This window comes from Tenacibaculum crassostreae, from assembly GCF_964512405.1.
GTDB classification, from domain to species: Bacteria; Bacteroidota; Bacteroidia; order Flavobacteriales; family Flavobacteriaceae; genus Polaribacter; species Polaribacter crassostreae.
Genome location: NZ_CAZELE010000005.1, coordinates 192480 through 218296, shown reverse-complemented (window position 1 = coordinate 218296; position 25817 = coordinate 192480). Strand labels below are relative to the sequence as shown.

The following is a 25817-nucleotide window of genomic DNA, read 5'->3' as shown; positions in this document are numbered from 1 at the left end:
TTCTGTGAAAGAAGATTTTTTAAAATATCAAGGACAAACCACTCCACATCCTTTAGCAATTGAAATTTCTCACGCTAACGGAAGTTATATATATGATAGTAGCGGAAAAGCTATGTTAGATTTCGTTGCAGGAGTTTCTGCTAACAGTTTGGGGCATAATCATCCAAAGGTTAGCGAAGCAATAAAAAATCAGTTAGCGAAGTATACACACGTTATGGTGTATGGTGAGTTTATTCAAAAACCACAATTAGAATTGTGTAAAGCTTTAGCAGCTACCTTACCTCCTAACCTTTCTTCTGTTTACTTAGTAAATTCAGGAACCGAGGCTACCGAGGGCGCTTTAAAATTGGCTAAACGTTTTACTGGTAGAAGTGAAATTATTGCGGCTAAAAATGCCTATCACGGAAATACACAAGGAGCTATGAGCGTTTGTGGAGCAGAACAGCAAAACAGAGCATTTCGTCCTTTAATTCCTGGAAGTAAGTTTATTGAATTTAATAACGAGCAAGATTTAGAAAAAATAACCATAAATACAGCAGGAGTTATTTTAGAAACCATTCAAGGAGGTGCTGGTTTTATCGAACCTAAAAACAACTACTTAATAAAAGTAAAAAAGCGATGTGAAAAAGTTGGTGCGTTGTTAATTTTAGATGAAATACAAACTGGAGTTGGACGTACAGGTAAATTCTGGGGATTTGAAAATTACAATGTTACTCCAGATATTATCATCACAGGTAAAGGTTTGGGTGGTGGAATGCCTATCGGAGCTTTTATAGCTTCTTTTGAAGTGATGAATTGCTTAAAAGGACATCCTAAATTAGGTCATATTACTACGTTTGGAGGTCATCCAGTAATTGCCAGTGCTGGTTTAGCTACAGTGCAAGAGATTACTTCCTCTAAATTAATGAGTGAAGTCTCTAGAAAAGAAACTTTAATTCGTAACAAGTTTAAAAACCACCCAACTGTTAAAGAAATTAGAGGAAAAGGATTAATGCTCGCTTTATTAGTTGATTCACCCGAAAAAGCTTCACAGGTAATTTTAAACTGTTTAGATAAAGGATTGATTTTATTCTGGTTACTTTTTGAAGGAAAAGCTATTCGTATTACTCCTCCACTAACTATTTCTGATGAAGAACTAGAAAAAGGATGTGATATTATTTTGAGTGAATTAGACAGGTTAAATACCTAAATATTACCTTTTTTTACTTTTTTATTAGCAAAAACATTAATTCTTTATGATTTATTTATAAAAAATTATACATTTGGATTAATGTTTAACAACAAAAGAAATATAATATCTATTCCAGCTGTAACTATTACGGCTTCTTTTGTTGGCACTACAACTACAATTATTACTACAACCCTTTAAGGGTTATTTTCTATACATATCATCTCCGTATATATTTATTTTTTCAAAAGACTTGAAAACAGATAAATAGCTCTAAAAATTTTATTTTTAATTTATTATCTTTTTAAAATGAACGTTTTAAAATTTGGAGGTTCTTCAGTAGCCAACTCAAAAAACATAGAAAAAGTAGTACAGATCATTTCTAATGCATCAAAAAACAAACAACTTATTATTGTGGTTTCAGCATTTGGAAAAACAACTAATAAACTAATTGCCTCGGCAGAACTAGCTGCTCAAAACAACACTAATTACCTTAAAAACTACAAAAAAGTAGAACAATTGCATTTTGAAGTAATCCATAAGTTAGTTCCTGAGAATCAGCAGAACGAAGTAATAACTCATATTACTTCACTTTTTAATCAATTAAGAACATTGTTAGAAGGTTGCTTTTTATTAAATGAAATTACCCCTAAAGCGCTCGCTACCATCAGCGGTTTTGGCGAGTTGCTTTCTTCATACATCATTACAAACATTGCTAATGATAAATTAGATGTTGTTTATAAGGATAGTAGAGAATTAATTATTACTTCTAATAATTTTGACAAAGCACAAGTTGATTATGAGATAACCAACGCTAATTGCAAAGAATATTTTACAAAAAACAAACATCGTGTTACTATTTTACCTGGGTTTATAGCTCGCACAAAAGAAGGAAAACCAACTACTTTAGGTCGTGGAGGTTCTGACTATTCTGCAGCAATTTATGCGGCTGCTATAAATGCGGAAGAATTACAAATATGGACAGATGTTAGTGGTATGTATACAGCAAATCCGCATATGGTAAAGCAAGCATTTCCAATTCCACACATCTCGTATCAAGAAGCTATGGAATTGTCGCATTTTGGAGCAAAAGTTATCTACCCTCCTACCATTCAACCTGTGTTGGAAAAAGAAATTCCTATTCGAATAAAAAACACCTTTGATTCTGAAAATGTAGGCACGCTCATTTCTAAAGTTACCGAAAATGGGAAACCTGTAAAAGGAATTTCTCATATTGAGAACATCACACTGCTAACCTTAGAAGGTAGCGGAATGATTGGTGTTTCTGGCATTTCTAAGCGTTTGTTTGAAACACTATCTACACACAATATTAATGTGGTACTCATTACACAAGCATCTTCTGAACACTCTATTTGTGTGGGAATTTATGATGAAGATGCTGAAAAAGCAGCTTTAAAAATTAATGAAGCTTTTGCTATAGAAATAGAGCGTCATAAAATAGATCCGATTATCGTAGAACAAGGATTGGCAATTATTGCTTTGGTAGGTGATAGAATGAGAAACCATCAAGGGTTAAGTGGACAAATGTTCAGTTCTTTAGGCAAAAACAACGTAAATATTCGTGCAATAGCTCAAGGAGCTTCAGAGAAAAATATTTCTGCTGTAATCAACAGTTCAGATGCAAAAAAAGCATTAAATACCCTGCACGAACAGTTTTTTGAAGAAAAAGTAAAACAGTTGAACCTTTTTGTTACGGGTGTAGGAAATGTGGGTGAACGCTTTTTAGCACAAATCTATCAACAAAAAAAATACTTAAAAGAACAATTGAAATTGAATGTACTTGTAGTGGGAATTTCCAATTCTAAAAAAATGGTTTTTGATGAAAGCGGCATCAGTTTAAAATCATGGAAAGAGCAATTACAAAACGGAGAAGTAAGTTCTTTAGAGCTTTTTTTCCAAAGAATAAAAGCATTAAACCTTCGCAATTCAGTTTTTATTGACAATACTGCTAATCAACAGGTTTCTGAAGTATATGAACGCTATTTGTCTAATAATATTGGAGTGGTTACGTGTAATAAAATAGCTTGTGCTTCTGAATTGAACAAATACAAAAAATTAAAATACATTTCACGAAAGTACAATGCACCATTTTTATTTGAAACCAACGTAGGTGCTGGATTGCCAATTATTGATACGCTTAAAAACTTAATTGCTTCTGGTGACCGAGTACATAAAATACAAGCGGTATTATCAGGCTCATTAAACTTTGTGTTCAACAATTTTAACGAGAATGTTTCTTTTCACGATGTTGTGCAACAAGCACAAGAACAAGGATATACTGAACCAGATCCGAAAATTGATTTAAGTGGTGTAGATGTAGCTCGAAAAATATTAATTCTTGCACGTGAAAGTGGTTATGAATTAGAACTTTCAGACATCGAAAACAATGCGTTTTTACCTGAAAAGAGTTTAAAAACTACGAATAATGAAGATTTTTATGCTTCGTTAACTGAATTTGAGAGTCATTTTCAACAAATATATAAAGAAGCTGCCGACAAAGATTGTCGCTTAAAATATGTTGCTGAATTTAACAATGGAAAAGCGAGTGTAGGCTTGCAACACATTCCGTTTGACCATCCTTTTTATAATTTAGAAGGCAGTGACAATATCGTGTTATTTTTTACAGATAGATACCCCGTAAACCCGTTACAAATAAAAGGAGCTGGTGCAGGTGCTGAAGTAACTGCTTCTGGGATTTTTGCTGATGTGATACGAATTGGAAATCAATAACCTATGGGAAAATGTTATCAAAATATTATACAGATTTACAATACCGTAGCTCAAAAGTACCAAGATAAGTTTGCTAATGATACTGTATATAATCACAGTTATGACTTGCTTCTAAAACATATGAAGCCAATTCATAAAAATGTATTGGATGTAGCTTGTGGTTTTGGAAAGATTTCCAATTACCTTTTAAAGCACAATCCTAAACTTTCCGTGTTAGGAATTGATGCTGCTGAAAACATGGTGGCTTTGGCAAAACAAAACAATCCAAATGTTTCCTTTAAAGTGATGGATTGTAGAGAAATTAACAATTTACAACAAGATTTTGATGTCATTATCTTCGGGTTTTGTTTTCCATATTTAACGAAAGAGGATGTTCTAAAACTTATAAAAGATGCTGCTACTATGTTACACCCAAACGGATTACTATACATCAGTACCATGATTGGAAATTACGAAAAAGACTCTCGTGTAACATCAAGTTCGGATGGAAAAAACTCGATGTTTATCCATTATCATGAGCCAGCATATTTGATTGAAGCTCTAGAAGCACAAGAATTCAAAATTTTAGAAAATTACACCAAACTATATCAAGAAGGTGGTGATACCGACTTGTTCTTAATTGCAAAAAAATGAACTATATAAAAATATTTTCACCTGCAACCGTTGCCAATGTTTCCTGCGGATTTGATGCTTTAGGTTTAGCACTCGAAACTGTTGGAGATACTATGACTTTTTCCAAAACGGATACAAAAGGTGTTAAAATAACCAAAATAACGGGGGCTGATTTACCTCTTGACACCCAAACAAATGCTGCGGGAGTGGTTGCAATAGCTATGCTAGAAAAACAACCTGTTGATTTTGGTATCGATATTACCATTCACAAAGGATATACTCCTGGAAGTGGTTTAGGAAGTAGTGCTGCCAGTGCTGCAGGGGCTGCTTTTGGTGTAAATCAGTTGTTAGGAGACATCTTCTCCCCTCTTGAATTGACACAGTTTTCCATGTTAGGAGAAGAAGCTACTTGCGGAACACCTATTGCAGATAATGTTTCTGCAGCTATTTACGGAGGATTCACATTGGTACGCAGTTACGAACCATTGAGTATTGTAAAAATCCCTGTTCCTGCAGATTTAAGAGTTGTTGCTATTCACCCGCAAGTTGAAGTAAAAACTAAAGATGCTAGAGAGGTATTGCCAAAAGAAGTTCCTTTAAAAGACGCGGTTACTCAATGGGCGAATGTTGGTGGTTTAATTAGTGGATTACACACCAATGATTATCAATTAATTTCAGATTCACTAATCGATATTATTGTTGAACCTGCTAGAAAAACGCTAATTCCTCATTTTGATTTAGTGAAAAAGGAAGCTTTAAAAGCAGGTGCTTTAGGAGCAGGAATTTCAGGTTCAGGCCCAACTATTTTTGCTTTGTGTAAAGACGATGCAACTGCTGAGATTGTTTATAAAACCATTCAAAACGCTTACCAAGACAAACAAATTGATTTTAACATGATTCTTTCAAAAATTAATACAGAAGGAATTAAAATTTTAGAACAACACTAAATACGAAACTATGAACTACTATAGTCTCAATCATACATCTCCTAAAGTTAGCTTTGAAGAAGCTGTCGTAAACGGATTAGCACCAGATAGGGGATTGTATTTTCCTGAAAAAATTACACCACTACCCAAAGAGTTTATTGATAATATTGGTGAATATTCTAATGAAGAAATTGCCTATGAAACCATCAAACAATTTATAGGTGATGAAATCCCGAAAGAAGTTTTACAAAAAATCATCAAAGAAACAATCAATTTTGAGTTTCCTGTAGTATCAATCGAAAAAAATATTGGTACACTAGAATTATTTCACGGACCTACCATGGCTTTTAAAGATGTAGGCGCTCGTTTTATGGCTCGATGCTTGGGATACTTTAATCGTGATAAAGACCAACAAGTTACAGTTTTGGTGGCTACTTCTGGTGATACTGGTGGTGCTGTTGCTAATGGTTTTTTAGGAGTTAAAGGTGTAGATGTGGTTATCCTCTACCCTAGCGGAAAAGTAAGTGATATTCAAGAAAAACAATTAACAACCTTAGGACAAAATATTACTGCTTTAGAAGTAGATGGTGTTTTTGACGATTGTCAAGACATGGTGAAAACTGCTTTTTTAGATACTGAAATTAATAGTACACTTACCTCTGCAAACTCGATAAACATCGCACGTTGGTTACCGCAAATGTTTTATTTTTTCTTTGCTTATAAGCAAGTGTACAAACAACATAAAGAAGTTGTTTTTTCAGTACCTAGTGGAAACTTTGGAAACATATGTGCAGGAATTATGGCTCAAAAACTAGGTTTACCTATCAAACATTTTGTGGCTGCTACTAATGTAAATGATACTGTTCCTAATTATTTACAAAGTGGAGATTATCAACCAAAACCATCTAAAGCTACCATATCAAATGCGATGGATGTTGGAAATCCAAGTAATTTTATTAGAATTCAAGAATTATTCAATAATGATTTAGAAACTTTAAAAGCTGCTTTTTCATCTTTTTCTTTTTCTGATGATGAAACTCGTACAGCCATGAAAAACATCTACAAGAATTCTAATTATATTGTCGATCCTCACGGAGCAGTTGGGTATTTAGGATTGAAAAAGTATGATTTACAGAATGCCTATGGAATTTTCTTAGAAACAGCACATCCTGTTAAGTTTTTAGATGTTGTGCAAGATGTTATAAATGTAGCTATTGAAATTCCTCCACAAATAGCTTCGGTAATAGACCGTCAGAAAGTAGCAACAAAAATAAGCTCTTATCAAGATTTGAAGACTTTTTTAAATACTAAATAATGTTTAACCGTTGTAATTGCTAATTTTTAGAATAACAACGGTTTTTCTATTATTTTTTATAGATTTATCGAAAATCATTTTTTATGAACGATTCTTCAAAGATTACACGTCTTTTTGACTTTCCTTATCATCAGTTACATAACTATCCACAGCAAAATTGTTTAGTATTAAAAGAAAGTAACGATTGGAAAAGTATGTCTACTCAAGAATACATCAATCAAGCCAATTCGGTTAGTAAATCTTTGTTAGAATTAGGAATACAACCAGGAGATAAAATCGCGGTCATAACTTCTGTAAACCAACCAAAATGGCATGTTTTAGATATTGGTGTGTTGCAAATTGGTGCTGTAAACGTTCCGTTATACCCTACTTTTTCAGAAAAAGACTATGCCTATATTTTAAATCATTCTGATAGTATTTATTGTTTTGTCTCTGATGACGAATTATATCAAAAAGTTGTAAAAGTTCAAGAGCATACTCAACTTAAAAAAGTATTTACTTTTGAAGAAGTTAATACCGATTATGATTGGAATTCTTTTTTAAGTATTGGAACAAAAGTACCTCGATTAAAAGTTGATGAGTTTAAAAACAGCGTAAAACCATCTGATTTAGCCACTATCATTTATACCTCAGGGACTACAGGAACTCCCAAAGGAGTTATGCTATCTCATAATAATGTTGTAAGCAATGTTTTTGCGGTTGGTAACCGATTAGATTTACACGACAATAAAAAAGTAGCAATTAGCTACCTTCCTATCTGTCATATTTTTGAAAGAGCGGCTTCTTATTATTGCCAATACATGGGATTTGAAATCCATTTTGCTGAAAGTATCGAGAAGATTGGAGATAATCTTAAAGAAGTTAAGCCAAATTTTATGGCGGTTGTACCTAGACTTTTAGAAAAAGTTTTTGATAAAATAGTTGATAAAGGAAGTAACTTAACTGGTTTAAAAAAGCGATTATTCTACTGGTCTTTAAAATTAGGAGAACAATACAAACCATATAAAGAAAATGGTTGGTGGTATGAGTTTAAACTTTCAATTGCACGAAAATTAGTGTTTTCTAAGTGGCAAGAAGCATTAGGCGGTAATTTAGATTTCATGCTAGCTGGTAGTGCTCCTACTCAGCCAAGATTAATTAAAGTATTTACCGCTGCAGGAATTTCTGTTTTTGAAGGTTATGGTATGACCGAAACTTCACCTGCTGTCTCTGTTTCTGATATGAGAAGTAAAGGCTTTAAAATTGGAACTGTCGGTAAAATTATTGAAGATGTAACTGTAAAAATAGCTGAAGATGGCGAAATTTTAGTTCAAGGCCCCAATATAATGATAGGTTACTATAAAAATAAAACTCTTACTAACGAAACCATTAAAAATGGTTATTTACATACAGGAGATATTGGCGAAATAGATGACGAAGGCTTTCTAAAAATAACTGATAGAAAAAAAGAAATATTTAAAACTTCAGGTGGAAAATACATTGCGCCAGCAATTTTAGAAGGTGAATTAAAAAAATCTCGTTTTATTGAGCAAGTAATGGTTATTGGTGAAGGAGAGAAAATGCCTGCAGCCTTAGTACAAATTTCTTTTGAATTTGTGCAAGAATGGGCTAAAAGGCATAACTATAAAATTACAGATATTACTTCAGATGAACGATTACACAATCGAATTCAAGAAGAAATAGACTTTTTCAATAAAAAATTCGGAAAATGGGAGCAAATTAAACGATTTGAAATCACACCAGATGAATGGACCATTGATAGCGGTCATCTAACTCCGACATTAAAAATGAGACGAAAAATTATCTTAGAAAAATACAATGATTTACGTCAAAAAATATATAATTAACAATAAATCAATAAGTAAACTATAACTTGTGCAATCGACGTATTTTTCATACTTTGCAAAGCCCAAAATTTGAACATATGTCGATTGAAATTACACGTCTTTTTGACTTTCCTTATTATCAATTAGAAAAATACAATTTAGAAAAAGCTTTCATCACAAAATACAATGGTGAATGGCAATCAATTTCTACTCAAGAATATATTAATAAGGCGAACGCTATTAGTAGAGGTTTATTACGATTAGGCGTTCAACCAAACGATAAAATCGCAGTAATTTCAACAAATAATAGAACCGAATGGAACATTTGTGATATCGGAATTTTACAAACAGGAGCACAAAACGTTCCTATTTATCCGACTATTTCTAAAGAAGATTACGAGTACATTCTAAATCATTCCGAAGCAACTTATTGTTTTGTTTCTGATACAACTATTTTAGAAAAATTAAATCAAATTAAAGGAAACACCAACTTAAAAGCTGTATTTACTTTTGATGATATTTCTGGAGAAAAAAGTTGGAATGAAGTTTTAGAACTTGGAAAAGACGACAGTAATCAAAATGAAGTTGAACAACGAAAAGAAGCAATTTCTGCAGATGATTTAGCTACTTTAATATACACATCGGGTACAACTGGTCGACCAAAAGGTGTTATGCTAAGTCATAAAAACGTAGTTTCAAACGTTTTAAGTAGTGAAAAAAGAGTTCCGTTAGAATATGGTCAAGGAAGAGCATTGAGTTTCTTACCTGTTTGTCATATTTTTGAAAGAATGATATTATATCTATATCAATACTGTGGTATTTCAGTTTATTTTGCAGAATCGATTGAAAAATTAAGTGAAAATGCACAAGAGGTAAAACCTCATGTGATGACAGCCGTACCAAGATTGTATGAAAAAATTTACGATAAAATTTATGCAAAAGGTGCTGATTTAACTGGAGTAAAGAAAAAACTATTCTTTTGGGCAATCGAATTAGGTTTACAGTACGAACCTTACGGAGCCAACGGATGGTGGTATGAAAAAAGATTAAATATTGCTCGTAAGTTAATTTTCTCTAAATGGCAGGCTGCTCTTGGTGGAGAATTAAAATTAATGGTTTCGGGGTCAGCAGCTTTACAACCGCGTTTAACAAGAGTATTTACCGCTGCTGGTATGCCAGTAATGGAAGGTTACGGGCTTACAGAAACTTCACCAGTTATATCGGTTAATGATATGAGAAATGGAGGTTTTAAAGTAGGGACAGTTGGTAAGTTAATTGAAGGAGTTGAGGTAAAAATTGCTGAAACTGGCGAGATTTTAGTTAAAGGACCAAATGTAATGCAAGGGTACTACAAAGACCCTGAAAAAACTGCTGAAGTTTTAAAAGATGGTTATTTCCATACGGGTGATAAAGGTGAGATTTGCGAAGACGGTTTCTTAAAAATTACAGGACGTACCAAAGAAATGTTTAAAACTTCAGGTGGTAAATATGTGATTCCGCCATTGTTAGAAGGGGAATTAAAACAATCACGTTTTATCGAGCAAGTTATGGTAATTGGTGAAGGAGAAAAAATGCCAGCTGCCTTAATTCAACCAAATTTTGAGTTCATACGTGAATGGGCACAAAGACACCAAGTAAATGTTAGCGATAATAGCGATTTAATTACTAATGAAAAAGTAATAGAACGCATTCAAGAAGAAGTAGACCATTGCAATGCTAAGTTTGGTAAATGGGAGCAAATTAAACGTTTTGAGTTAACTTCTGATGAATGGTCGATTGATGGTGGACACCTTACTCCTACGATGAAAATGAAGCGAGCTATCATTAAAGAAATTTACAAAGATTTATACGATAAAATTTACAGAGAATAATTTTTAAAGTGTTGTGAAAGCAACACTTTTCTTTTTAATATGACTAAAATTCTATCTTTTTCTTCGGATATTTCCTCAATTTCTCTACCTGATAAATTTACCTATCCGTATAATTATATTCCACATAAATTAGCTAAAATAGCTTCAGAAGAATTACAGGCATACTTACAAAATCAAACCGATTTTATTCACGATTTTGGAATTAATACTCCCGAAAATGAAAATGCTCTCGGTAAAATGTTCGGAGTTTTAGTTGTACAACAGTCCAATGGAAATTTAGGTTATTTAACAGCTTTTTCAGGAAAATTGGCTGATAACACTCAACATAAACATTTTGTTCCTCCAGTTTTTGATGTTTTAGACAAGAATGGATTCTACCTAAAAACAGAAGATAAACTAAATCAACTAAGTTTAGAAATTGAAACTTTAGAAGAATCAGCAGATTATATTGATAGTAAGAATGTTTATAATAATGCTTTAGCTCTTAACGCTACACTGCTTTCCGAAGAACAAAACAAAATAAAACTCCGTAGAAAAAAACGAAAAGAGCTTAAAAAACAAAACAATCAACAAAATATTAATGAAGAGTTTTATTTAAGAGAATACGAAGTATATCTAAATGAAAAAACTCATCCTCTTAAAGTACAATTTGAGTGTTTTCAGTTGAAAATAAACGATCTAAAAAAAGAAAGAGCAAACCTGTCTGCAAGAGTCCAACATAAAATATTTGAGCAGTATCAATTTTTAAACTCAAATCAAGAAGTAAAAAATCTACTGAATATTTTTGATTGTTCACAGCAGAATATTCCAGCAGGTGCAGGAGATTGTTGTGCTCCAAAATTATTACAATACGCTTTTAAACACGATTTAAAGCCTATTTGTATGGCTGAATTTTGGTGGGGTAAACCTTTGAATACATCTATTCGAAAACATCAAAATTATTACCCCGCTTGTACAGGAAAGTGTAAGCCTATTTTAACGCATATGCTTAAAGAAATGTTAGTTGATGAAAATCCGCTAACAGCTCAATTAAACAAAGAAAAAGAGTTAAAAATAATATACGAAGACGAAGATTTAGTTGTGCTAAACAAACCTCACGAGCTCTTAACAGTAAGTGGAAAAGAGTTTAAAGATTCTGTTTATTCTCGGGTTAAAAAACTATATCCGAACGCTACTGGCCCATTGGTTGTTCATCGATTAGACATGTCAACCTCTGGCATACTTTTAATCGCTAAAAGTGAAGAAACTTATAAACACTTACAAGCTCAATTTATTAATAAGACTATTAAAAAACGTTATGTGGCTCTTTTAGATGGAATTTTACAAACTAAAAAAGGAGAAATTAATCTTCCAATAAGAGTAGATTTAGATGATCGACCTAAACAGCTTGTTTGTTACGAACACGGGAAAAAAGCATTTACCAAATGGGAAACTGTCGAAGTTATCAATAACAAAACTAAAGTGTATTTTTACCCTATTACTGGTAGAACACATCAATTACGAGTTCATTCAGCCCACAATTTAGGTTTAAACACAGCTATTGTTGGTGATGATTTATATGGAGAAAAATCTGACAGATTATACCTCCATGCAGAAAAAATTACATTTATACATCCAACTTCAAAGAAGGAAATAAGTTTTACCTCTTCTTCACCTTTCTAATATTACATTACGTGTTTTGTACGTTTCAGCGTGCTTAAAATGATAAATGCTATTAAAAAGAAAATTGCTAAACATAACACACTCCATTGCATTGAGCCAGTAATTGCATATAACGCTCCATATACAGCTGTTCCTAATACGATTGCTATTTTTTCAGTTACATCATAAAAACTAAAATACGTTGCATGATCTTCTGTTTCGGGTAGTAATTTAGAATACGTAGATCGAGTTAATGATTGAATCGCTCCTTGTACTAATCCTAACAAACCTCCTAAACCATAAAAATAAATATCGACATGTTCTTGAGATTTATCTAATAAAAAGGCGCAGAAACAAACCAACATCCATATACCAATAGTTACCTTTAATGCAGTAAAATTCCCATATTTATCTGAAAATCTCGAAAAGAAAAAAGCTCCTAAAATTGCTACTATTTGTACTAATAAAATAGTAATTATCATATTAGTAGATTCTAACTCTAACTCAGAAGAACCAAAAATAGCTGCCATTAAAATTATGGTTTGTACCCCAATACTTAAAAAGAAAAAAGCAAGTAAAAAACGTTTTAAAGTAGGATAATTCAACACTTCTTTAAAAACTATTTGAAGCTCTCTATACCCTTTCCATATATAATCATTGTCAGGTTGCTTGTTATAAATGTCATCTGGTAAACGACGGAAAGTAATCTGAGCAAAACCAATCCACCAAAGTCCTACCATTACAAACGATAAGCGAGAAGCCATACCACTGGTAATTCCTAATGCATCAGGAAACATAATCATTCCAAGGTTGATTAATAATAAAATTACAGAACCAACATATCCATAAATAAATCCTTTTGCACTCGCTCTATCTTGTTGCTCAGGAAGAGCAATTTCTGGTAAATAGGCATTGTAAAAAACCCAACTTGCCCAAAAACCAATACTCGCTAAAATAGTAAACCATATACCAATCCAAACTGTGTCAATTCCATCAAAAAAATATAAAGACGCTACAGATAAACCACCTAACCAACAGAAAAATTTCATAAACTTTTTCTTACTACCAGTATAATCTGCAATACCTGATAATATCGGAGAAATAAAAGCTACTACTAAAAACGAAAAAGATAAAGCGTAACTATACAAACTATCAGGATGTTCCCAATCCATTCCTAAAAAGCGAACAACTTTTCCTTTAGTTACAGCACTATAATATAACGGAAAAACCGCAGTACTTATAACAAGTGAATATACCGAGTTTGCCCAATCATAAAATGCCCATGCATTAATTAACTTCTTATCTCCTATTTTGTACATATGCTTCTAATAAAAAACCGCTCATTAGTTAATGAACGGTTTGCAATATACTATAATTTTAAGCTTTTTTATTTGGCTGGCACATTAAATTTAGCCGCTAAACGTTTTGCTTCTGGTAAAAAAGATCGTAATGTTTGAATACGAGTTTGGTTTGAAGGGTGTGTGCTTAAAAACTCTGGAGGTGCTCCTGCTCCACCAGAACGTTGGCTCATACGAACCCATACTTCAGCAGCTTCTTCTCCTTTATATCCAGCCATAATCATAAAAACTAAACCTAGTTTATCAGCTTCGGTTTCATGGTTTCTACTAAATGGTAGCATAACTCCTACTTGAGTTCCTAATCCATAAGCCATATTCCACATATCTGCATTTTTGCTATTCTGAGTACTCAACGCTACTGCTACACCTCCTAATTGTTGTAATGTACCTGTTGACATTCTTTCTTGTCCGTGTTTCGCGAAAGCGTGTGCTACCTCATGTCCCATAACCGCTGCTACACCGTCTTCATTTGCACAAATTGGCATAATACCTGTATAAAAAACAACTTTCCCTCCTGGTAAACACCAAGCATTAACCGTTTTATCTTCTACTAAGTTAAATTCCCATTTGTAAGAATCTGCCTCAGCTTTCATTCCATTAGCTCGCATAAAACGATCTACTGCACTTGCTATATTTTTACCAACTCGCTTAACTTGATTTGTTGCAGTAGCATTTGTAGACAATTTGTTTTCTTCTAAAAATCCTTTATACTGAGCAAAACTTGCAGGCAAAATTTCAGCATCGTTGACAAAGTTTAATCTTTTTCTCCCAGTAATAGGTACAGTGCTACATTCAACTAAAAAAACAGCTAAAAACACTAAGGCTATAATTTTTTTCATCGTTTAATAATTTAAAATTTTTATATTTTGGTTACGTTTAGTATGACACTTTTTTTTCTTATTTGTCACAAATAAGCGAATAAATTATGTCTTTAAATTTACAAATTCTATCTTTATCTTAAAACTAATTGATGGATTTTACACACTCAAAAAAAGCGTTACCAAGTATAACAATACCTAAACCAATTGTTTTTTCAGCTAAAGCACTACAACTTATATCAACGAATTTAGCTGCAAAATTTTGCACTAAATTATTTACTACTCCCATCAATTTTCCTATTCCTGAAAGAGAAAAAATAATGTTAGAGAGCGCTCAAAAGAAAACAATTAATGTGCCATCTATTTCTAAAGACATTCAAGTGTTGTCTTATGGATACTCAACCAAAAAGGTTTTATTTGTTCATGGATGGGCAGGAAGAAGCACTCAATTATATATGATTGCCGATAAATTATTAGAAAAAGGATATATGGTAATTTCTTTTGATGGTCCTTCTCATGGAAACTCCACAGGAAAAAGAACTGAAATGCCAGAATTTCTTGAAACGATAACTGAAATCGACAAACAATTTGGTCCGTTTGAAGCTGCTGTAGGACATTCTTTTGGCGGAATGTGTTTATTGAATGCGCTTTCAAATAACTTTTCAGTTAATAAACTAGTTACGGTTGGTGCAGCCGATAAAATATCTGATGTTATTCTTAATTTCACTAAAAACCTACAACTAAAACCTATCGTTGCAAAAAAAATGAAAAATTTGTTTGATGCTAAATGGCAGCGAGATATTGATTTACATTCATCTAGCATTATGGCAAAAAACACAACAATTCCTGCATTGGTGATTCATGATTCATTTGATGGCGATGTTGATGTAAGTTGCGCAGTAGAAATACGTCAAAGTTTACAAAACGGAACACTTTTAATTACCGAAGGATTAGGACATACCAAAATTCTTCGCAATCCGAAAGTAGCTTCTAAAATTGTAGATTTTATTATTCAACCATCATGAAAAAAATAGTTTTTTTATTACTAGTAACTTTATCATTTACTCTTAATGCCCAAAATCAAAAAAAGTATAAAGTAACTAAAACTAACAGCGAATGGAAAAAGCTGCTAACACCCAAACAATATTATATACTTAGAGAAGCAGGCACTGAAAGGTCATTTTCTAGCCCATTAAATTATAACAAGAAAAAAGGTTCGTATGTATGTGCTGCTTGTAAAACCCCTTTATACAAATCTGAGCATAAATACAATTCAGGTTCTGGTTGGCCTTCTTTTGATAGAGAAATTAAAGGAAACGTAGAATTTGACACCGATTATAAAATAGGATATGCTCGTACCGAACTAAAATGTGCTACTTGCGGAGGTCATTTAGGACACTCTTTTGATGATGGTCCTAAAAATACAACTGGACAAAGACACTGTATAAATGGTGTAGCATTAGAATTCATTCCTGCTAAATAATTCTGTAGAAAATTTGTAAATTAGAGCGTCTTTCTAACCATTATTTTATGAGTCACTCTTACCTGAATAGCGTAATAAAACAATTTGAATATTATAAATCATTAGGTGATAAAACATTCTCTCAACTTACGCAAGAGCAACTGTTTTACCACGTTAATGAAGAAAGTAATTCTATAGCGATTATTGTTAAACATATTGTAGGCAACATGTTATCTCGATGGACCAACTTTTTAACTGAGGACGGTGAAAAAACATGGCGAAATCGCGACGATGAATTTGTAAACACTTTTACAACTAAAGAAGAAATAATTACTTATTGGGAAAAAGGTTGGAAATGTTTATTTACAGCTATAAAACTACTTAGCGAAAAAGATATAGAAAACATTATTTATATACGAAACCAAGGACACACGGTTACTGAAGCTATTAACAGGCAGTTGTGTCATTACTCCTATCATGTTGGGCAAATAGTATTTTTAGGCAAAGTACTACAAAATGAAAAATGGAAATCTTTATCCATTCCTAAAAACGCTTCAAAAAGTTACAATGCTGAAAAGTTTTCAAAAGAAAAATCCAGAAAACATTTTACAGAAGATTTATAAGAGAACTACTATTTTTACTGAATGGAAAATTATCTTTTTACTTCAGAACGATTAGGTTTTAGAAATTGGAAAACTTCTGATGTTGATGCTTTGTTTGAAATCAATTCTGATGAAGAAGTAATGCGTTTTTTTCCTGCTACTCAAACAAAAAAGCAGACAGAAGAATTTATAAACAGAATGCAAGAACAATTCAGCAAGAACAAGTTTTGTTATTTTGCTGTTGAAACACTATCTGGTAATGATTTCATAGGTTTCATTGGTCTTTCTGAACAAACTTATGAAGCAGATTTTAATCCTTCAGTAGATATTGGTTGGCGTTTACACCCAAAATCTTGGGGAAATGGATACGCTACCGAAGGCGCAAAAGCTTGTTTGCAATACGCATTTGAAACACTTAATTTGTCTGAGGTTGTAGCTGTTGCACCAGTGATTAATATACCTTCAATAACTGTGATAAAAAAAATAAGAATGACAAAAACAAAAGAATTTACACATCCGCTTTTATCACAGTATCCCAAACTAAAAAATTGTGTATTATATTCAATAAGTAACAAATAAAATAGTGCTTCGTCATTAAAATAATAAACTACTAAAACCTTATTTTAATGAAAAACAAATTACTACCTCAGTTATTTATTGTTTATCTACGCTATATTATTGGCTTTTCTTTTGTTTTTGCAAGCATTGTTAAAATACAAGGATTAAGATTTACAAGTACTAGCGGAGAACTACATGCTATCAATACTTCTTGGCATTTTTTTGAAACTTTATATCAATCTGGTGGCTACTGGAAATTTATCGGATTAGGACAACTAATCGCTGGTCTTTTGTTAATGACGCAGCGTTATGCTAAACTTGGTGCTGTTTTATTTTTACCAATAATTGCTAATATTTTTGTGATAACCGTTTCTTATGATTTTAGAGGAACTCCGTTTATTACGGGAGCAATGTTTTTAGCAACAATCTTATTAATTATTTGGGATTGGAACACATTTAAAGTACTGATAAATAAACCTCAAAAAATAGAACTAAACAACAGATTAGAAAATTATAGAATTTGGGAAGTTTTAGGTTTCAGCTTTTTTATCATCACACTTCTGTCGAAATTCATCATTAGTAAAACCATATTAATGCCGTTATTTTTATGCCTTCCACTGCTAGGTATTATCGTTGGAATCATAGGGATAAGAAAATACAAACGACAACAAACAATCAATGTAAATTCTACTACTTAACAAGTAAATACTACAACTAAAATTCCTATATTTGTGCCTCTAAAAAATGAAGCCGATACATGTTTAATAATTTAAGCGAAAAGTTAGATAAGGCGTTACACACGCTAAAAGGACACGGAAAAATTACCGAGGTTAACGTTGCAGAAACCCTAAAAGAAGTTCGTAGAGCTTTATTAGATGCCGATGTTAACTTTAAAATAGCGAAAGAGTTTACCAAAACTGTACAACAAAAAGCCTTAGGACAGGACGTATTAACAACGTTAAACCCAGGGCAATTAATGGTAAAACTTGTTAAAGACGAGTTAACTGAGTTAATGGGAGGTGATACAGTAGGGATTAATTTAGGTGGTTCTCCAACTGTTATTTTAATGTCTGGTTTACAAGGTTCGGGTAAAACAACCTTTTCTGGTAAATTAGCTAACTATCTTAAAACTAAAAAATCAAAACAGGTTTTATTGGTTGGATGTGATGTATATCGCCCTGCGGCAATTAATCAGCTACGTGTAGTTGGAGAACAAATTGGTGTAGAGGTATATGCTGAAGAAGGAAATCAAAATCCGGTAGAAATTTCTTTAAATGCTATCAAGCATGCAAAAGCTAACAGTAAAAACGTAGTGATTATCGATACCGCTGGTCGTTTAGCTGTTGATGAAGAAATGATGACAGAGATTTCTAACATCCACAAAGCTGTAAGTCCACAAGAAACGTTATTTGTGGTTGACTCTATGACGGGTCAAGACGCGGTAAATACTGCTAAAGCCTTTAACGATGTATTAAACTTTGACGGAGTTGTATTAACCAAATTAGATGGTGATACTCGTGGTGGAGCTGCTTTATCGATTAAATCGGTAGTAGACAAACCTATTAAATTTATAGGTACGGGTGAAAAAATGGATGCTATTGATGTATTCCATCCTAGTCGTATGGCTGATCGTATTTTAGGAATGGGAGACGTTGTTTCGTTAGTAGAGCGTGCCCAAGAACAATACGATGAAGAAGAAGCAAGAAAATTACAAAAGAAGATTGCTAAAAACCAGTTTGGTTTTGATGATTTCCTAAATCAAATCAATCAAATCAAAAAGATGGGTAGCATGAAAGACTTAGTCGGAATGATTCCTGGAGCTGGAAAAGCGTTAAAAGATGTTGATATTGATGATGACGCATTTAAAGGAATTGAAGCTATCATACACTCTATGACTCCATCAGAAAGAAGTACACCAACAATAATAAATGCGAGTCGTAAGAAAAGAATTGCAAAAGGATCTGGAACTTCAGTTCAAGAAGTAAATCAATTGATGAAGCAGTTTGACCAAATGAGCAAAATGATGAAGATGATGCAAGGTGGTGGCGGAAGAAAAATGATGCAGATGATGAAAGGTATGAGATAAAAAATATATAAAAGGAGAAGCTACGGCTTCTCTTTTGCTTTATACACTACAACAACTTAACAACACAACACACATAAAATGATTTTACTAGACGGTAAAAAAACATCCGCAGACATTAAAGAAGAAATTGCTTTAGATGTAGCAGAATTAAAAAATAATGATAAGAAAACTCCTCATTTAGCAGCCGTAATAGTGGGTAATGACGGTGCTAGTTTAACCTATGTAAACGCAAAAGTTAAAGCTTGTGAGCGTGTTGGATTTGAATCTACCTTAATTCGTCTTCCTGAAGAAACTACAGAAGAAGAATTATTGAATGAAATTGCTATTTTAAACATTGATAAAGATATTGACGGATTTATAGTGCAACTACCACTACCCGATCATATTGATGAACAAAAAATTTTAATGGCAATTGATCCTGATAAAGATGTTGATGGTTTTCACCCTATGAACGTTGGTAAACTAACATTAAACCTACCTACTTTCATTTCTGCAACTCCTTTCGGTATTTTAGAATTATTAGACCGTTATAATATAGAGACTTCAGGTAAAAATGTGGTTGTTATTGGTCGTAGCCATATCGTTGGTAGTCCAATGAGTATTTTACTTTCTCAAAAAAGAAAAGTTGGAAATGCTACCGTCACTCTAACTCATAGTAGAACCAAAAACTTAAAAGAAATTACTAAAAAAGCTGATATCATTATAGCTGCCATTGGTATTCCAGAGTTTTTAAAAGCAGATATGGTAAAAGACGATGTAGTTGTTATTGATGTTGGTATAACGCGTGTAGCAGATGCTTCAAAGAAAAACGGTTTTAGATTAGTTGGAGACGTAGCTTTTAAAGAAGTTGCTGAAAAAGCTTCACATATCACTCCTGTTCCTGGAGGTGTGGGACCTATGACAATTGCAATGCTTCTTAAAAACACATTACTGGCTTGTGAACGAAGACAAAAAAAATGTTGAGATGAAATACTGAAGACTACTTTTTAGTAGTCTTTTAAAAAAAAAAATCACCTATTTAACGCAACCAAATTAAAATTCCTGTATCTTATTAATAAACAAATTAAAAATTATGAAAAGAATAGTAGTAATCTTAGCAATCGTTGGAGTTTTATTTTCTTGTAATGATAATGACTTAAATGAAATCAATATCAATGAACAAAATTATTTAGTTTTTGGACATTTTTACGGAATGTGTGGAGGAGAAGATTGCGTTGAAACCTTTAAATTAACTAATACAACACTTTTTGAAGATATAATTGATGATTATAGTGGTGTAGATATGGATTTTATAGAACTTGAAAAGGATAAGTACGAACAAACAAAAGATTTAATCAATTACTTTCCTAATAAACTTTTAAACCAAAAAGAAACAACTTTTGGATGCCCAGATTGTGCTGATGGTGGAGGGCTGTTTATTCAGTATTCAGAAAATGGCAATATTAAAAGCTGGAGAATTGATCAAGATAAAAACAATGTTCCTGAATATCTTCATAAATTCATGGATAAGGTAAATGAAAAAATAGCCCTTTTAAAAGAATAAAAACACATTATTAGCTTGTGAACGAAGAAATCCTTAAAAGTATAAACCTCCAAGTTAAACTTGGAGGTTTTTTTATTTGAAATATTGATGAATTTTCGTTTCCTTTTCTAACTCTATAGCTTCTTTATTTTGCTGAAACAAACGTGCTGAATGATTTCCTCTCAACATAATTGAATCTTCTTTAACCTCTAACCAACTTCCTTCACGTAATCCTAAAACTGGTGTTTCGTTAAAAACATGAAACTCTTTTATCCGCATTTCACGAGTTTCTCCCATGTGAGTTGAATCTGGATTTGGGTCTAAATAATGCGCATTTATATTAAACGGAATCAATCCTAAGGTTTTAAAACTCGGTGGGTATACAATAGGCATATCATTCGTATTCATCATGGTTACCCCACAAATATTGCTTCCTGCACTGGTTCCTAAATAAGGTGTACCATTTTCAATAGTAGCTATTAAATCAGGAATTATATCATTTTGGTATAACTGATTCACTAACTCAAAAGTGTTTCCCCCTCCTGTAAAAATAGCTTCTGCTTGTTGAACAGCCTCTTTAGGATTGTCAAACTCATGAATTCCTATAACTTTTTTATCAATTTTAGCAAAAGCTTTCCTAGCAATCGCTGTATATTCATCATACGGCTTTCCGCTAGCACGTGCATACGGAATAAATAAAATCGTTGATGCTTCTTTAAAAAAATCAGTTAATGTTGGTAAAATATACTCTAAATATGAGCTTCCGTGTACTGTAGAAGTACTTGCTACTATTAAATTTTTCATGTTTTAGCTTTATAATCAAAACTAATAATTTTAAATATATTTGCGGTGAACTTTTAAAGTTTTCCTTTAATGAAACTAAAATCCCTTCTTTCAATTTTCACTTTCCTTTTTTTATTTTCTTGTAGTAAAAGTGAAATCAACATCAATCAAGAACAAAAACCAACTATTGTTGGTAGCTGGAAAGTTGTTGAACTTTCATATTCAGAAACAACAGTAAGTACGGTTAGTTCTATCGCTTCAATCAATAAAAATCAAAGTATAGCCAATAATTCTTCACTTGTTTATACTTTTTCAGAAAACCCTAACGAATTAACTTCTGAAGGTTTTTTTGACATTGTAACTACTTATGATAATGGAAAATCAGACACTTCAGTAGATATTAAAGGGATTGACGGTATTTATACTCCAACTAGCTGGATTTTAGAAAACAATAAAATTATTTTACAATATGAAGGGTTTACTCAAGAAATTGAAATTAAAGAGTTAACCGAAAGCACTTTAAAACTCTACTATATTTTTACCCGAGAAACTGTTAATACTTTAAGTTCAGACACAACTAAAAAGACTATCGTTTATAACCTAACATTAGAAAGAGTATAGTTTCATTTAACAAAAAATTACCAAGTTGTTAAAACATTTTTAAGACGACTCGGTAGTTAATTTGTGATATGAAAAACTTTTTACTTGCTGTTTTAGTTTCATTTTCTTGGTTGCTTCAATCTCAAAACAATCCTAAAATAATTAAAGGAACTGTTTTTATTGATAGCATTCCTACTCAAGATGTACACATCATCAACAAAAAGCTTACAATCGGGGCGGTGTCTAACGAAAACGGTTCTTTTGAAATTTTAACTGAAGAAGGAAATACCTTATTAATTTCTCATCTAAATCTTGAATACAAAGAAATTACGGTTACACAAGAAAACATAAATGCCAAGAATATTGTTATTTATGTTACTAGTAAAACTCACATGCTTGATGAGGTTGTTTTAGAAAGAAAAAGAAGTATTCTTGAAATAGATCCAGATATATTAGCTAATGTACCTGTTGTTAATGCCAAAACCTTAAAACTTCCTTATACTAATAGCAAACCAAAAGATGATAAAACTGTAAAAATTGAATCTGGGGTTTCTGTAAATCTTGTCGGACTCATCAATGCTTTAAACGGTACAAACAAAAAGAAAAAACTCTTAAAAAAACTACAAGTTGAAGATCAAAACTTAGCGAAAATTCGCAAACATTTTACTGATAGCTTTTTTATAAAACAGTTAAAAATTAAAGAAGAAAACATCAATTCTTTTTTAGAAAGCTGTATTTCAAGAGGAATTATCAATCTATACAAAAACGGCAAAGTATTAGAACTTACTTCTGTTTTGATTGAAAACAGTAAACACTCTCCGTATTTATTAGAAAATGAAAACATAAGACTTACTCAAAAATAATTGCATGATAAAACAACTACCCTTCATCTTATTTTTTCTATTGGTTTTTAAAATTACTGCTCAAGAAAACAGAAAAATGCTATATGCTACCATTATTGATGATCTAGGAACGATACCAGAAGCTCACATCATTAATTTAAATACCAAACAAGGTACGTTTAGCAATGATAATGGTGAGTTTAGAATTTTAGCCAAACTTAATGACTCATTACAAATTTCATTTGTAGGTTTTGAAACAAAGATTATAAAAGTTGAATCAACTCACTTCGGAATAACAGAGAATAGAATTAAACTCACAAAAACTACCATAGAACTAGATGAAGTTGAGGTAAAAAAACATACTCTAATTGGTTCGATCGCTATTGACACAAAACAAACTCCAAAAGATATGGGAATAGAAAAATCAAAAAAAGCTGTAGACTTTTCTAATATTGATTTTTCGCAACCAGTTATATCAAACATTGATATTATTGATCGTGGTAAAGCTCCCAATGCAAGAAAGTTTACAGATCCAACTGCAAAATTTGCAGGTGTTGGAGGTGGTGTAAGTCTTGGAACTGATAAATATTCTGAAAACTTAAAAAAACTACGAAAAGAAATAAATTATAAAGAAAGCTTTCCTAATAAGCTTCTTTCTGAATTTGGTTCACATTTCTTTTTTGAAGAATTGAAAATTCCCAAAGACAAGTATTTACATTTTTTAGAGTTTTGTAATTTTAGAAATATTGAAAACTTATACAAAGAAGGAAAAGTTTTAAAAGTAATTGATATTTTGCAAGGAGAAAGCATAAAATATCTTTCAGCTATACATCAAGAGAAATGAAAAAGACCTTATTTATAACAATAACATTAATTTTTAGCTTAAAAATTAGCGGTCAAAACAAAAGAACTTTCTTTTATGCATCAATATATGATGAAATTGGTGTTGTTTCCAACGCACATATAATAAACCTAAACACTAAACAAGGAACATTTAGTAACGATAACGGTGAATTTAGAATTTTAGCGACAAAAAGTGACTCTCTTCAAATCTCTTTTGTTGGATATGAAACTAAAATTTTCACGTTAAACACCAATCATTTTGGAATTCAAGAAAACAAAATTGAGCTTAAAAAAGTACCTCTCGAGTTAGATGAAGTTGAAATTAAAAAACATAATTTATTAGGATATATTTCTTCTGACTCAAAACATATCAAATCAGAAAAAGAAATTAATGCCGAAACACTTAATCTACCATTTGCTGGATCAAGAATTTTAACTCCTGCTGAAAGAAGGTTATACACAGGAATGGGTGGAATGCCTTTAAAATTTAGTGGATTAGGTTTTATTGTCTCTACAGATTATATTATTAATTCTATATCAGGCAGACTCAAAAAACTTAAAAAAGATAAAGCTATTGAAGATTTAGAAAGAAGAATTCAATATATTCATAACAATTACCACATATATATTCAACATGAGTTAAAAATCTTAGAAAAAGATATTTCAAGATTCATTTATTTTACTGAAAGTGCTAACGATTTTAACCCTTTATTACTAAAAAACGAAGTTGCTATGATTTCCTTTTTACGTGAAAAAGCAACAGAGTTTAAAAAACTAAACTCTGAAACTTACGAGTAAGTACCTGTTCATTATCACCTTATTGATATTTTCTTTGATTTTTTGTATCTTTATAAGTGAGCTACTAACCTAAATGCACACTACCATGAAGAGAATTTTAATCATACTACTTGTATTATCACAAATTGTCTTCGCTCAAGAAGAACGTAAAACACTTTTTGGAATTATATATGACGAAAATGGCGTGCTAGAAAATGCGCATATCGTTAATTTTTCTACCAATCAAGCTACATTTTCAAACGAAGATGGTGAATATCGAATTTTTGCCAAACCAACCGATTCTATTAGATATACTTCTATCGGTTATAAAACCATTTTTGAAAAACTTACTCAAAAAGATTTTAATGTAGCTAAAAAAATAACCTCTTTAGAGAAACAAGATTATGAGCTTGATGAAATTTTATTACGTAGTAATGAGCTTTCAGGTGAATTAACAAAAGATATTAGAAAAGTAAAGCGTGACCCAAAACAAGAAATAGCAAGTAATGCTACAAATTTTTCTAAGGTTAATTACGATAACTATAAATCAGATGATCATATTAGCAAACATGTAAAACCCAAAGTAGTAAATGTAGATCCCACAAAAGATTTTGAAGGTTTTGGAACCAATAACTCCTTCCCTATCAAAGATTCTGAAGAACTTTGGAAACTTCGTAAAGAATTAGCTTTTAAAGAAAATTTGCCTGCAAAACTCTTAAACGATTTTGGTGAAGAATTCTTTTTTGTTCAACTAAACATTCCTGTTGATAGATATTATCATTTTCTTGAGTATTGCAATCCTTTAGGAATAGTAGATTTATATAAAAACCACAAGTATTTAGAAGTTCTTAAAATTTTCAGAAAAGAGCACTCAGGTTATCTCGAACTTATCAAAAAACAGTAATTTGGCGCAATAATTGATTTGAAACCAATCATGAAAAAAGTTATTGTCATTCTATTTTTACTTCCTCTATTCTCTTTTACAATGCATAAATATTATATTGCATTAACCGAGATTGAGTATAGAGAAGATTCAAAAAGTCTTCAAATGATTATGAATGTTTTTATGGATGACATCGAGTTAGCTATAAATAAAGAATACAATACAAATCTTCAAATTGCTACCAAAAATCAACATGAAAATATTGACGAATATTTCTACAACTATTTAAAAGAATATTTTTCTATATCAGTTAACAATAAAGAAGTTACCTATAAATTTATTGGTAAAGAATACGATGGTAATATTGTTTATTTTTATCTAGAAGTTGAAAATGTTGTACAACCTAAATCAATTGAAATAGAAAACAATATTTTAATCAAATACTTTCCTGATCAGCAAAACTTAATAAAAGCCACTGTAAACCATAAACGTAAAAGTTTATTTTTATCAAAAGATAATGATAAAGGTTTGTTAAATTTTTAATAAAGCTTCGATTTTCTTAGTAGGATTTCA

25 protein-coding genes are annotated in these 25817 nt (G+C 31.8%); 22 read left to right on the top strand and 3 right to left on the bottom strand.

Going from position 1 to position 25817, the window contains the following annotated elements; genetic code table 11:
• Positions 1–4: 4 nt before the first annotated feature.
• The 8 genes from ACKTST_RS06325 (at position 5) to ACKTST_RS06290 (ending at position 12131) form a co-directional block, all read left to right on the top strand.
• The gene (locus ACKTST_RS06325) at positions 5–1189 is read left to right on the top strand and encodes an aspartate aminotransferase family protein (protein WP_408046907.1); all 1185 of its coding nucleotides are present in this window, start codon (positions 5–7) and stop codon (positions 1187–1189) included.
• Between the two features lie 288 nt (positions 1190–1477).
• Positions 1478–3919 carry a bifunctional aspartate kinase/homoserine dehydrogenase I gene (thrA, locus tag ACKTST_RS06320; RefSeq protein WP_408046906.1) on the top strand — a complete coding sequence of 814 codons (2442 nt, stop codon included), beginning with the start codon at positions 1478–1480 and terminating at the stop codon, positions 3917–3919.
• 3 nt (positions 3920–3922) lie between these two features.
• Complete coding sequence (locus ACKTST_RS06315; RefSeq protein WP_408046905.1) at positions 3923–4552, top strand: class I SAM-dependent methyltransferase; 630 nt, start codon at positions 3923–3925, stop codon at positions 4550–4552.
• A complete protein-coding gene (locus tag ACKTST_RS06310; protein ID WP_408046904.1) occupies positions 4549–5478 on the top strand; it encodes a homoserine kinase in 930 nt (309 codons plus the stop codon). The genes ACKTST_RS06315 and ACKTST_RS06310 overlap by 4 nt, the downstream gene beginning before the upstream one ends.
• Positions 5479–5488: 10 nt before the next feature.
• Complete coding sequence (thrC, locus tag ACKTST_RS06305) at positions 5489–6772, top strand: threonine synthase (protein WP_408046903.1); 1284 nt, start codon at positions 5489–5491, stop codon at positions 6770–6772.
• Between the two features lie 83 nt (positions 6773–6855).
• Positions 6856–8619 (top strand): AMP-dependent synthetase/ligase, encoded by a 1764-nt coding sequence (locus ACKTST_RS06300; RefSeq protein WP_408046902.1) that lies wholly within the window; start codon positions 6856–6858, stop codon positions 8617–8619.
• A 77-nt stretch (positions 8620–8696) separates the two neighbouring features.
• The gene (locus tag ACKTST_RS06295) at positions 8697–10469 is read left to right on the top strand and encodes an AMP-dependent synthetase/ligase (protein WP_408046901.1); all 1773 of its coding nucleotides are present in this window, start codon (positions 8697–8699) and stop codon (positions 10467–10469) included.
• Between the two features lie 39 nt (positions 10470–10508).
• Positions 10509–12131 (top strand): RluA family pseudouridine synthase, encoded by a 1623-nt coding sequence (locus ACKTST_RS06290; RefSeq protein WP_408046900.1) that lies wholly within the window; start codon positions 10509–10511, stop codon positions 12129–12131.
• 2 nt (positions 12132–12133) lie between these two features.
• Here ACKTST_RS06290 and ACKTST_RS06285 read toward each other — a convergent pair whose 3' ends face one another.
• Complete coding sequence (locus ACKTST_RS06285; RefSeq protein WP_408046899.1) at positions 12134–13429, bottom strand: MFS transporter; 1296 nt, start codon at positions 13427–13429, stop codon at positions 12134–12136.
• 68 nt (positions 13430–13497) lie between these two features.
• On the bottom strand, positions 13498–14307 hold the full coding sequence (locus tag ACKTST_RS06280; RefSeq protein WP_408046898.1) for a M48 family metallopeptidase: 810 nt from the start codon (positions 14305–14307) through the stop codon (positions 13498–13500).
• A gap of 131 nt (positions 14308–14438) precedes the next feature.
• On the opposite strand from ACKTST_RS06280, the gene ACKTST_RS06275 reads away from it, so the two are divergent.
• From ACKTST_RS06275 to ACKTST_RS06240, 8 genes are all read left to right on the top strand, one after another.
• Positions 14439–15311 (top strand): alpha/beta hydrolase, encoded by an 873-nt coding sequence (locus tag ACKTST_RS06275; RefSeq protein WP_408046897.1) that lies wholly within the window; start codon positions 14439–14441, stop codon positions 15309–15311.
• A complete protein-coding gene (msrB, locus tag ACKTST_RS06270) occupies positions 15308–15769 on the top strand; it encodes a peptide-methionine (R)-S-oxide reductase MsrB (RefSeq protein WP_408046896.1) in 462 nt (153 codons plus the stop codon). Before ACKTST_RS06275 ends, msrB begins: the two co-directional genes overlap by 4 nt.
• A 47-nt stretch (positions 15770–15816) precedes the next feature.
• Positions 15817–16371 (top strand): DUF1572 family protein, encoded by a 555-nt coding sequence (locus ACKTST_RS06265; RefSeq protein ID WP_408046895.1) that lies wholly within the window; start codon positions 15817–15819, stop codon positions 16369–16371.
• A 21-nt stretch (positions 16372–16392) separates the two neighbouring features.
• Complete coding sequence (locus ACKTST_RS06260; RefSeq protein ID WP_408046894.1) at positions 16393–16929, top strand: GNAT family N-acetyltransferase; 537 nt, start codon at positions 16393–16395, stop codon at positions 16927–16929.
• Between the two features lie 47 nt (positions 16930–16976).
• The gene (locus tag ACKTST_RS06255) at positions 16977–17606 is read left to right on the top strand and encodes a hypothetical protein (RefSeq protein ID WP_408046893.1); all 630 of its coding nucleotides are present in this window, start codon (positions 16977–16979) and stop codon (positions 17604–17606) included.
• Between the two features lie 59 nt (positions 17607–17665).
• Positions 17666–18994: a signal recognition particle protein gene (ffh, locus tag ACKTST_RS06250; RefSeq protein WP_408046892.1), complete on the top strand. Its 1329-nt coding sequence runs from the start codon at positions 17666–17668 to the stop codon at positions 18992–18994.
• A gap of 78 nt (positions 18995–19072) precedes the next feature.
• Positions 19073–19957 carry a bifunctional methylenetetrahydrofolate dehydrogenase/methenyltetrahydrofolate cyclohydrolase FolD gene (gene folD / locus ACKTST_RS06245; protein WP_408046891.1) on the top strand — a complete coding sequence of 295 codons (885 nt, stop codon included), beginning with the start codon at positions 19073–19075 and terminating at the stop codon, positions 19955–19957.
• 109 nt (positions 19958–20066) lie between these two features.
• Positions 20067–20537 carry a hypothetical protein gene (locus ACKTST_RS06240; RefSeq protein WP_408046890.1) on the top strand — a complete coding sequence of 157 codons (471 nt, stop codon included), beginning with the start codon at positions 20067–20069 and terminating at the stop codon, positions 20535–20537.
• Positions 20538–20609: 72 nt separating this feature from the next.
• Here the strand turns inward: ACKTST_RS06240 and pepE are convergent, their stop codons facing one another.
• The gene (gene pepE / locus ACKTST_RS06235) at positions 20610–21320 is read right to left on the bottom strand and encodes a dipeptidase PepE (RefSeq protein WP_408046889.1); all 711 of its coding nucleotides are present in this window, start codon (positions 21318–21320) and stop codon (positions 20610–20612) included.
• 69 nt (positions 21321–21389) lie between these two features.
• On the opposite strand from pepE, the gene ACKTST_RS06230 reads away from it, so the two are divergent.
• The 6 genes from ACKTST_RS06230 (at position 21390) to ACKTST_RS06205 (ending at position 25787) form a co-directional block, all read left to right on the top strand.
• Positions 21390–21920 (top strand): hypothetical protein, encoded by a 531-nt coding sequence (locus ACKTST_RS06230; RefSeq protein WP_408046888.1) that lies wholly within the window; start codon positions 21390–21392, stop codon positions 21918–21920.
• Between the two features lie 68 nt (positions 21921–21988).
• Positions 21989–22762, top strand: a complete 774-nt coding sequence (locus ACKTST_RS06225; RefSeq protein ID WP_408046887.1) for a carboxypeptidase-like regulatory domain-containing protein — start codon at positions 21989–21991, stop codon at positions 22760–22762.
• A gap of 4 nt (positions 22763–22766) precedes the next feature.
• Positions 22767–23585 (top strand): carboxypeptidase-like regulatory domain-containing protein, encoded by an 819-nt coding sequence (locus ACKTST_RS06220; RefSeq protein WP_408046886.1) that lies wholly within the window; start codon positions 22767–22769, stop codon positions 23583–23585.
• Complete coding sequence (locus ACKTST_RS06215; RefSeq protein WP_408046885.1) at positions 23582–24382, top strand: carboxypeptidase-like regulatory domain-containing protein; 801 nt, start codon at positions 23582–23584, stop codon at positions 24380–24382. Before ACKTST_RS06220 ends, ACKTST_RS06215 begins: the two co-directional genes overlap by 4 nt.
• A gap of 85 nt (positions 24383–24467) precedes the next feature.
• Positions 24468–25265: a carboxypeptidase-like regulatory domain-containing protein gene (locus ACKTST_RS06210; RefSeq protein WP_408046884.1), complete on the top strand. Its 798-nt coding sequence runs from the start codon at positions 24468–24470 to the stop codon at positions 25263–25265.
• Positions 25266–25295: 30 nt separating this feature from the next.
• Positions 25296–25787, top strand: coding sequence for a DUF6702 family protein (locus tag ACKTST_RS06205; RefSeq protein WP_408046883.1), 492 nt, complete (start codon positions 25296–25298; stop codon positions 25785–25787).
• Positions 25788–25817 lie beyond the last annotated feature (30 nt).

Excerpts from the sequence above, each read along its gene's own strand:
- thrA (WP_408046906.1), top strand. The coding sequence starts at position 1,478 with ATGAACGTTTTAAAATTTGGAGGTTCTTCAGTAGCCAACTCAAAAAAC.
- ACKTST_RS06315 (WP_408046905.1), top strand. The coding sequence starts at position 3,923 with ATGGGAAAATGTTATCAAAATATTATACAGATTTACAATACCGTAGCT.
- ACKTST_RS06310 (WP_408046904.1), top strand. The coding sequence starts at position 4,549 with ATGAACTATATAAAAATATTTTCACCTGCAACCGTTGCCAATGTTTCC.
- thrC (WP_408046903.1), top strand. The coding sequence starts at position 5,489 with ATGAACTACTATAGTCTCAATCATACATCTCCTAAAGTTAGCTTTGAA.
- ACKTST_RS06300 (WP_408046902.1), top strand. The coding sequence starts at position 6,856 with ATGAACGATTCTTCAAAGATTACACGTCTTTTTGACTTTCCTTATCAT.
- ACKTST_RS06295 (WP_408046901.1), top strand. The coding sequence starts at position 8,697 with ATGTCGATTGAAATTACACGTCTTTTTGACTTTCCTTATTATCAATTA.
- ACKTST_RS06290 (WP_408046900.1), top strand. The coding sequence starts at position 10,509 with ATGACTAAAATTCTATCTTTTTCTTCGGATATTTCCTCAATTTCTCTA.
- ACKTST_RS06285 (WP_408046899.1), bottom strand. The coding sequence starts at position 13,429 with ATGTACAAAATAGGAGATAAGAAGTTAATTAATGCATGGGCATTTTAT.
- ACKTST_RS06280 (WP_408046898.1), bottom strand. The coding sequence starts at position 14,307 with ATGAAAAAAATTATAGCCTTAGTGTTTTTAGCTGTTTTTTTAGTTGAA.
- ACKTST_RS06275 (WP_408046897.1), top strand. The coding sequence starts at position 14,439 with ATGGATTTTACACACTCAAAAAAAGCGTTACCAAGTATAACAATACCT.
- msrB (WP_408046896.1), top strand. The coding sequence starts at position 15,308 with ATGAAAAAAATAGTTTTTTTATTACTAGTAACTTTATCATTTACTCTT.
- ACKTST_RS06265 (WP_408046895.1), top strand. The coding sequence starts at position 15,817 with ATGAGTCACTCTTACCTGAATAGCGTAATAAAACAATTTGAATATTAT.
- ACKTST_RS06260 (WP_408046894.1), top strand. The coding sequence starts at position 16,393 with ATGGAAAATTATCTTTTTACTTCAGAACGATTAGGTTTTAGAAATTGG.
- ACKTST_RS06255 (WP_408046893.1), top strand. The coding sequence starts at position 16,977 with ATGAAAAACAAATTACTACCTCAGTTATTTATTGTTTATCTACGCTAT.
- ffh (WP_408046892.1), top strand. The coding sequence starts at position 17,666 with ATGTTTAATAATTTAAGCGAAAAGTTAGATAAGGCGTTACACACGCTA.
- folD (WP_408046891.1), top strand. The coding sequence starts at position 19,073 with ATGATTTTACTAGACGGTAAAAAAACATCCGCAGACATTAAAGAAGAA.
- ACKTST_RS06240 (WP_408046890.1), top strand. The coding sequence starts at position 20,067 with ATGAAAAGAATAGTAGTAATCTTAGCAATCGTTGGAGTTTTATTTTCT.
- pepE (WP_408046889.1), bottom strand. The coding sequence starts at position 21,320 with ATGAAAAATTTAATAGTAGCAAGTACTTCTACAGTACACGGAAGCTCA.
- ACKTST_RS06230 (WP_408046888.1), top strand. The coding sequence starts at position 21,390 with ATGAAACTAAAATCCCTTCTTTCAATTTTCACTTTCCTTTTTTTATTT.
- ACKTST_RS06225 (WP_408046887.1), top strand. The coding sequence starts at position 21,989 with ATGAAAAACTTTTTACTTGCTGTTTTAGTTTCATTTTCTTGGTTGCTT.
- ACKTST_RS06220 (WP_408046886.1), top strand. The coding sequence starts at position 22,767 with ATGATAAAACAACTACCCTTCATCTTATTTTTTCTATTGGTTTTTAAA.
- ACKTST_RS06215 (WP_408046885.1), top strand. The coding sequence starts at position 23,582 with ATGAAAAAGACCTTATTTATAACAATAACATTAATTTTTAGCTTAAAA.
- ACKTST_RS06210 (WP_408046884.1), top strand. The coding sequence starts at position 24,468 with ATGAAGAGAATTTTAATCATACTACTTGTATTATCACAAATTGTCTTC.
- ACKTST_RS06205 (WP_408046883.1), top strand. The coding sequence starts at position 25,296 with ATGAAAAAAGTTATTGTCATTCTATTTTTACTTCCTCTATTCTCTTTT.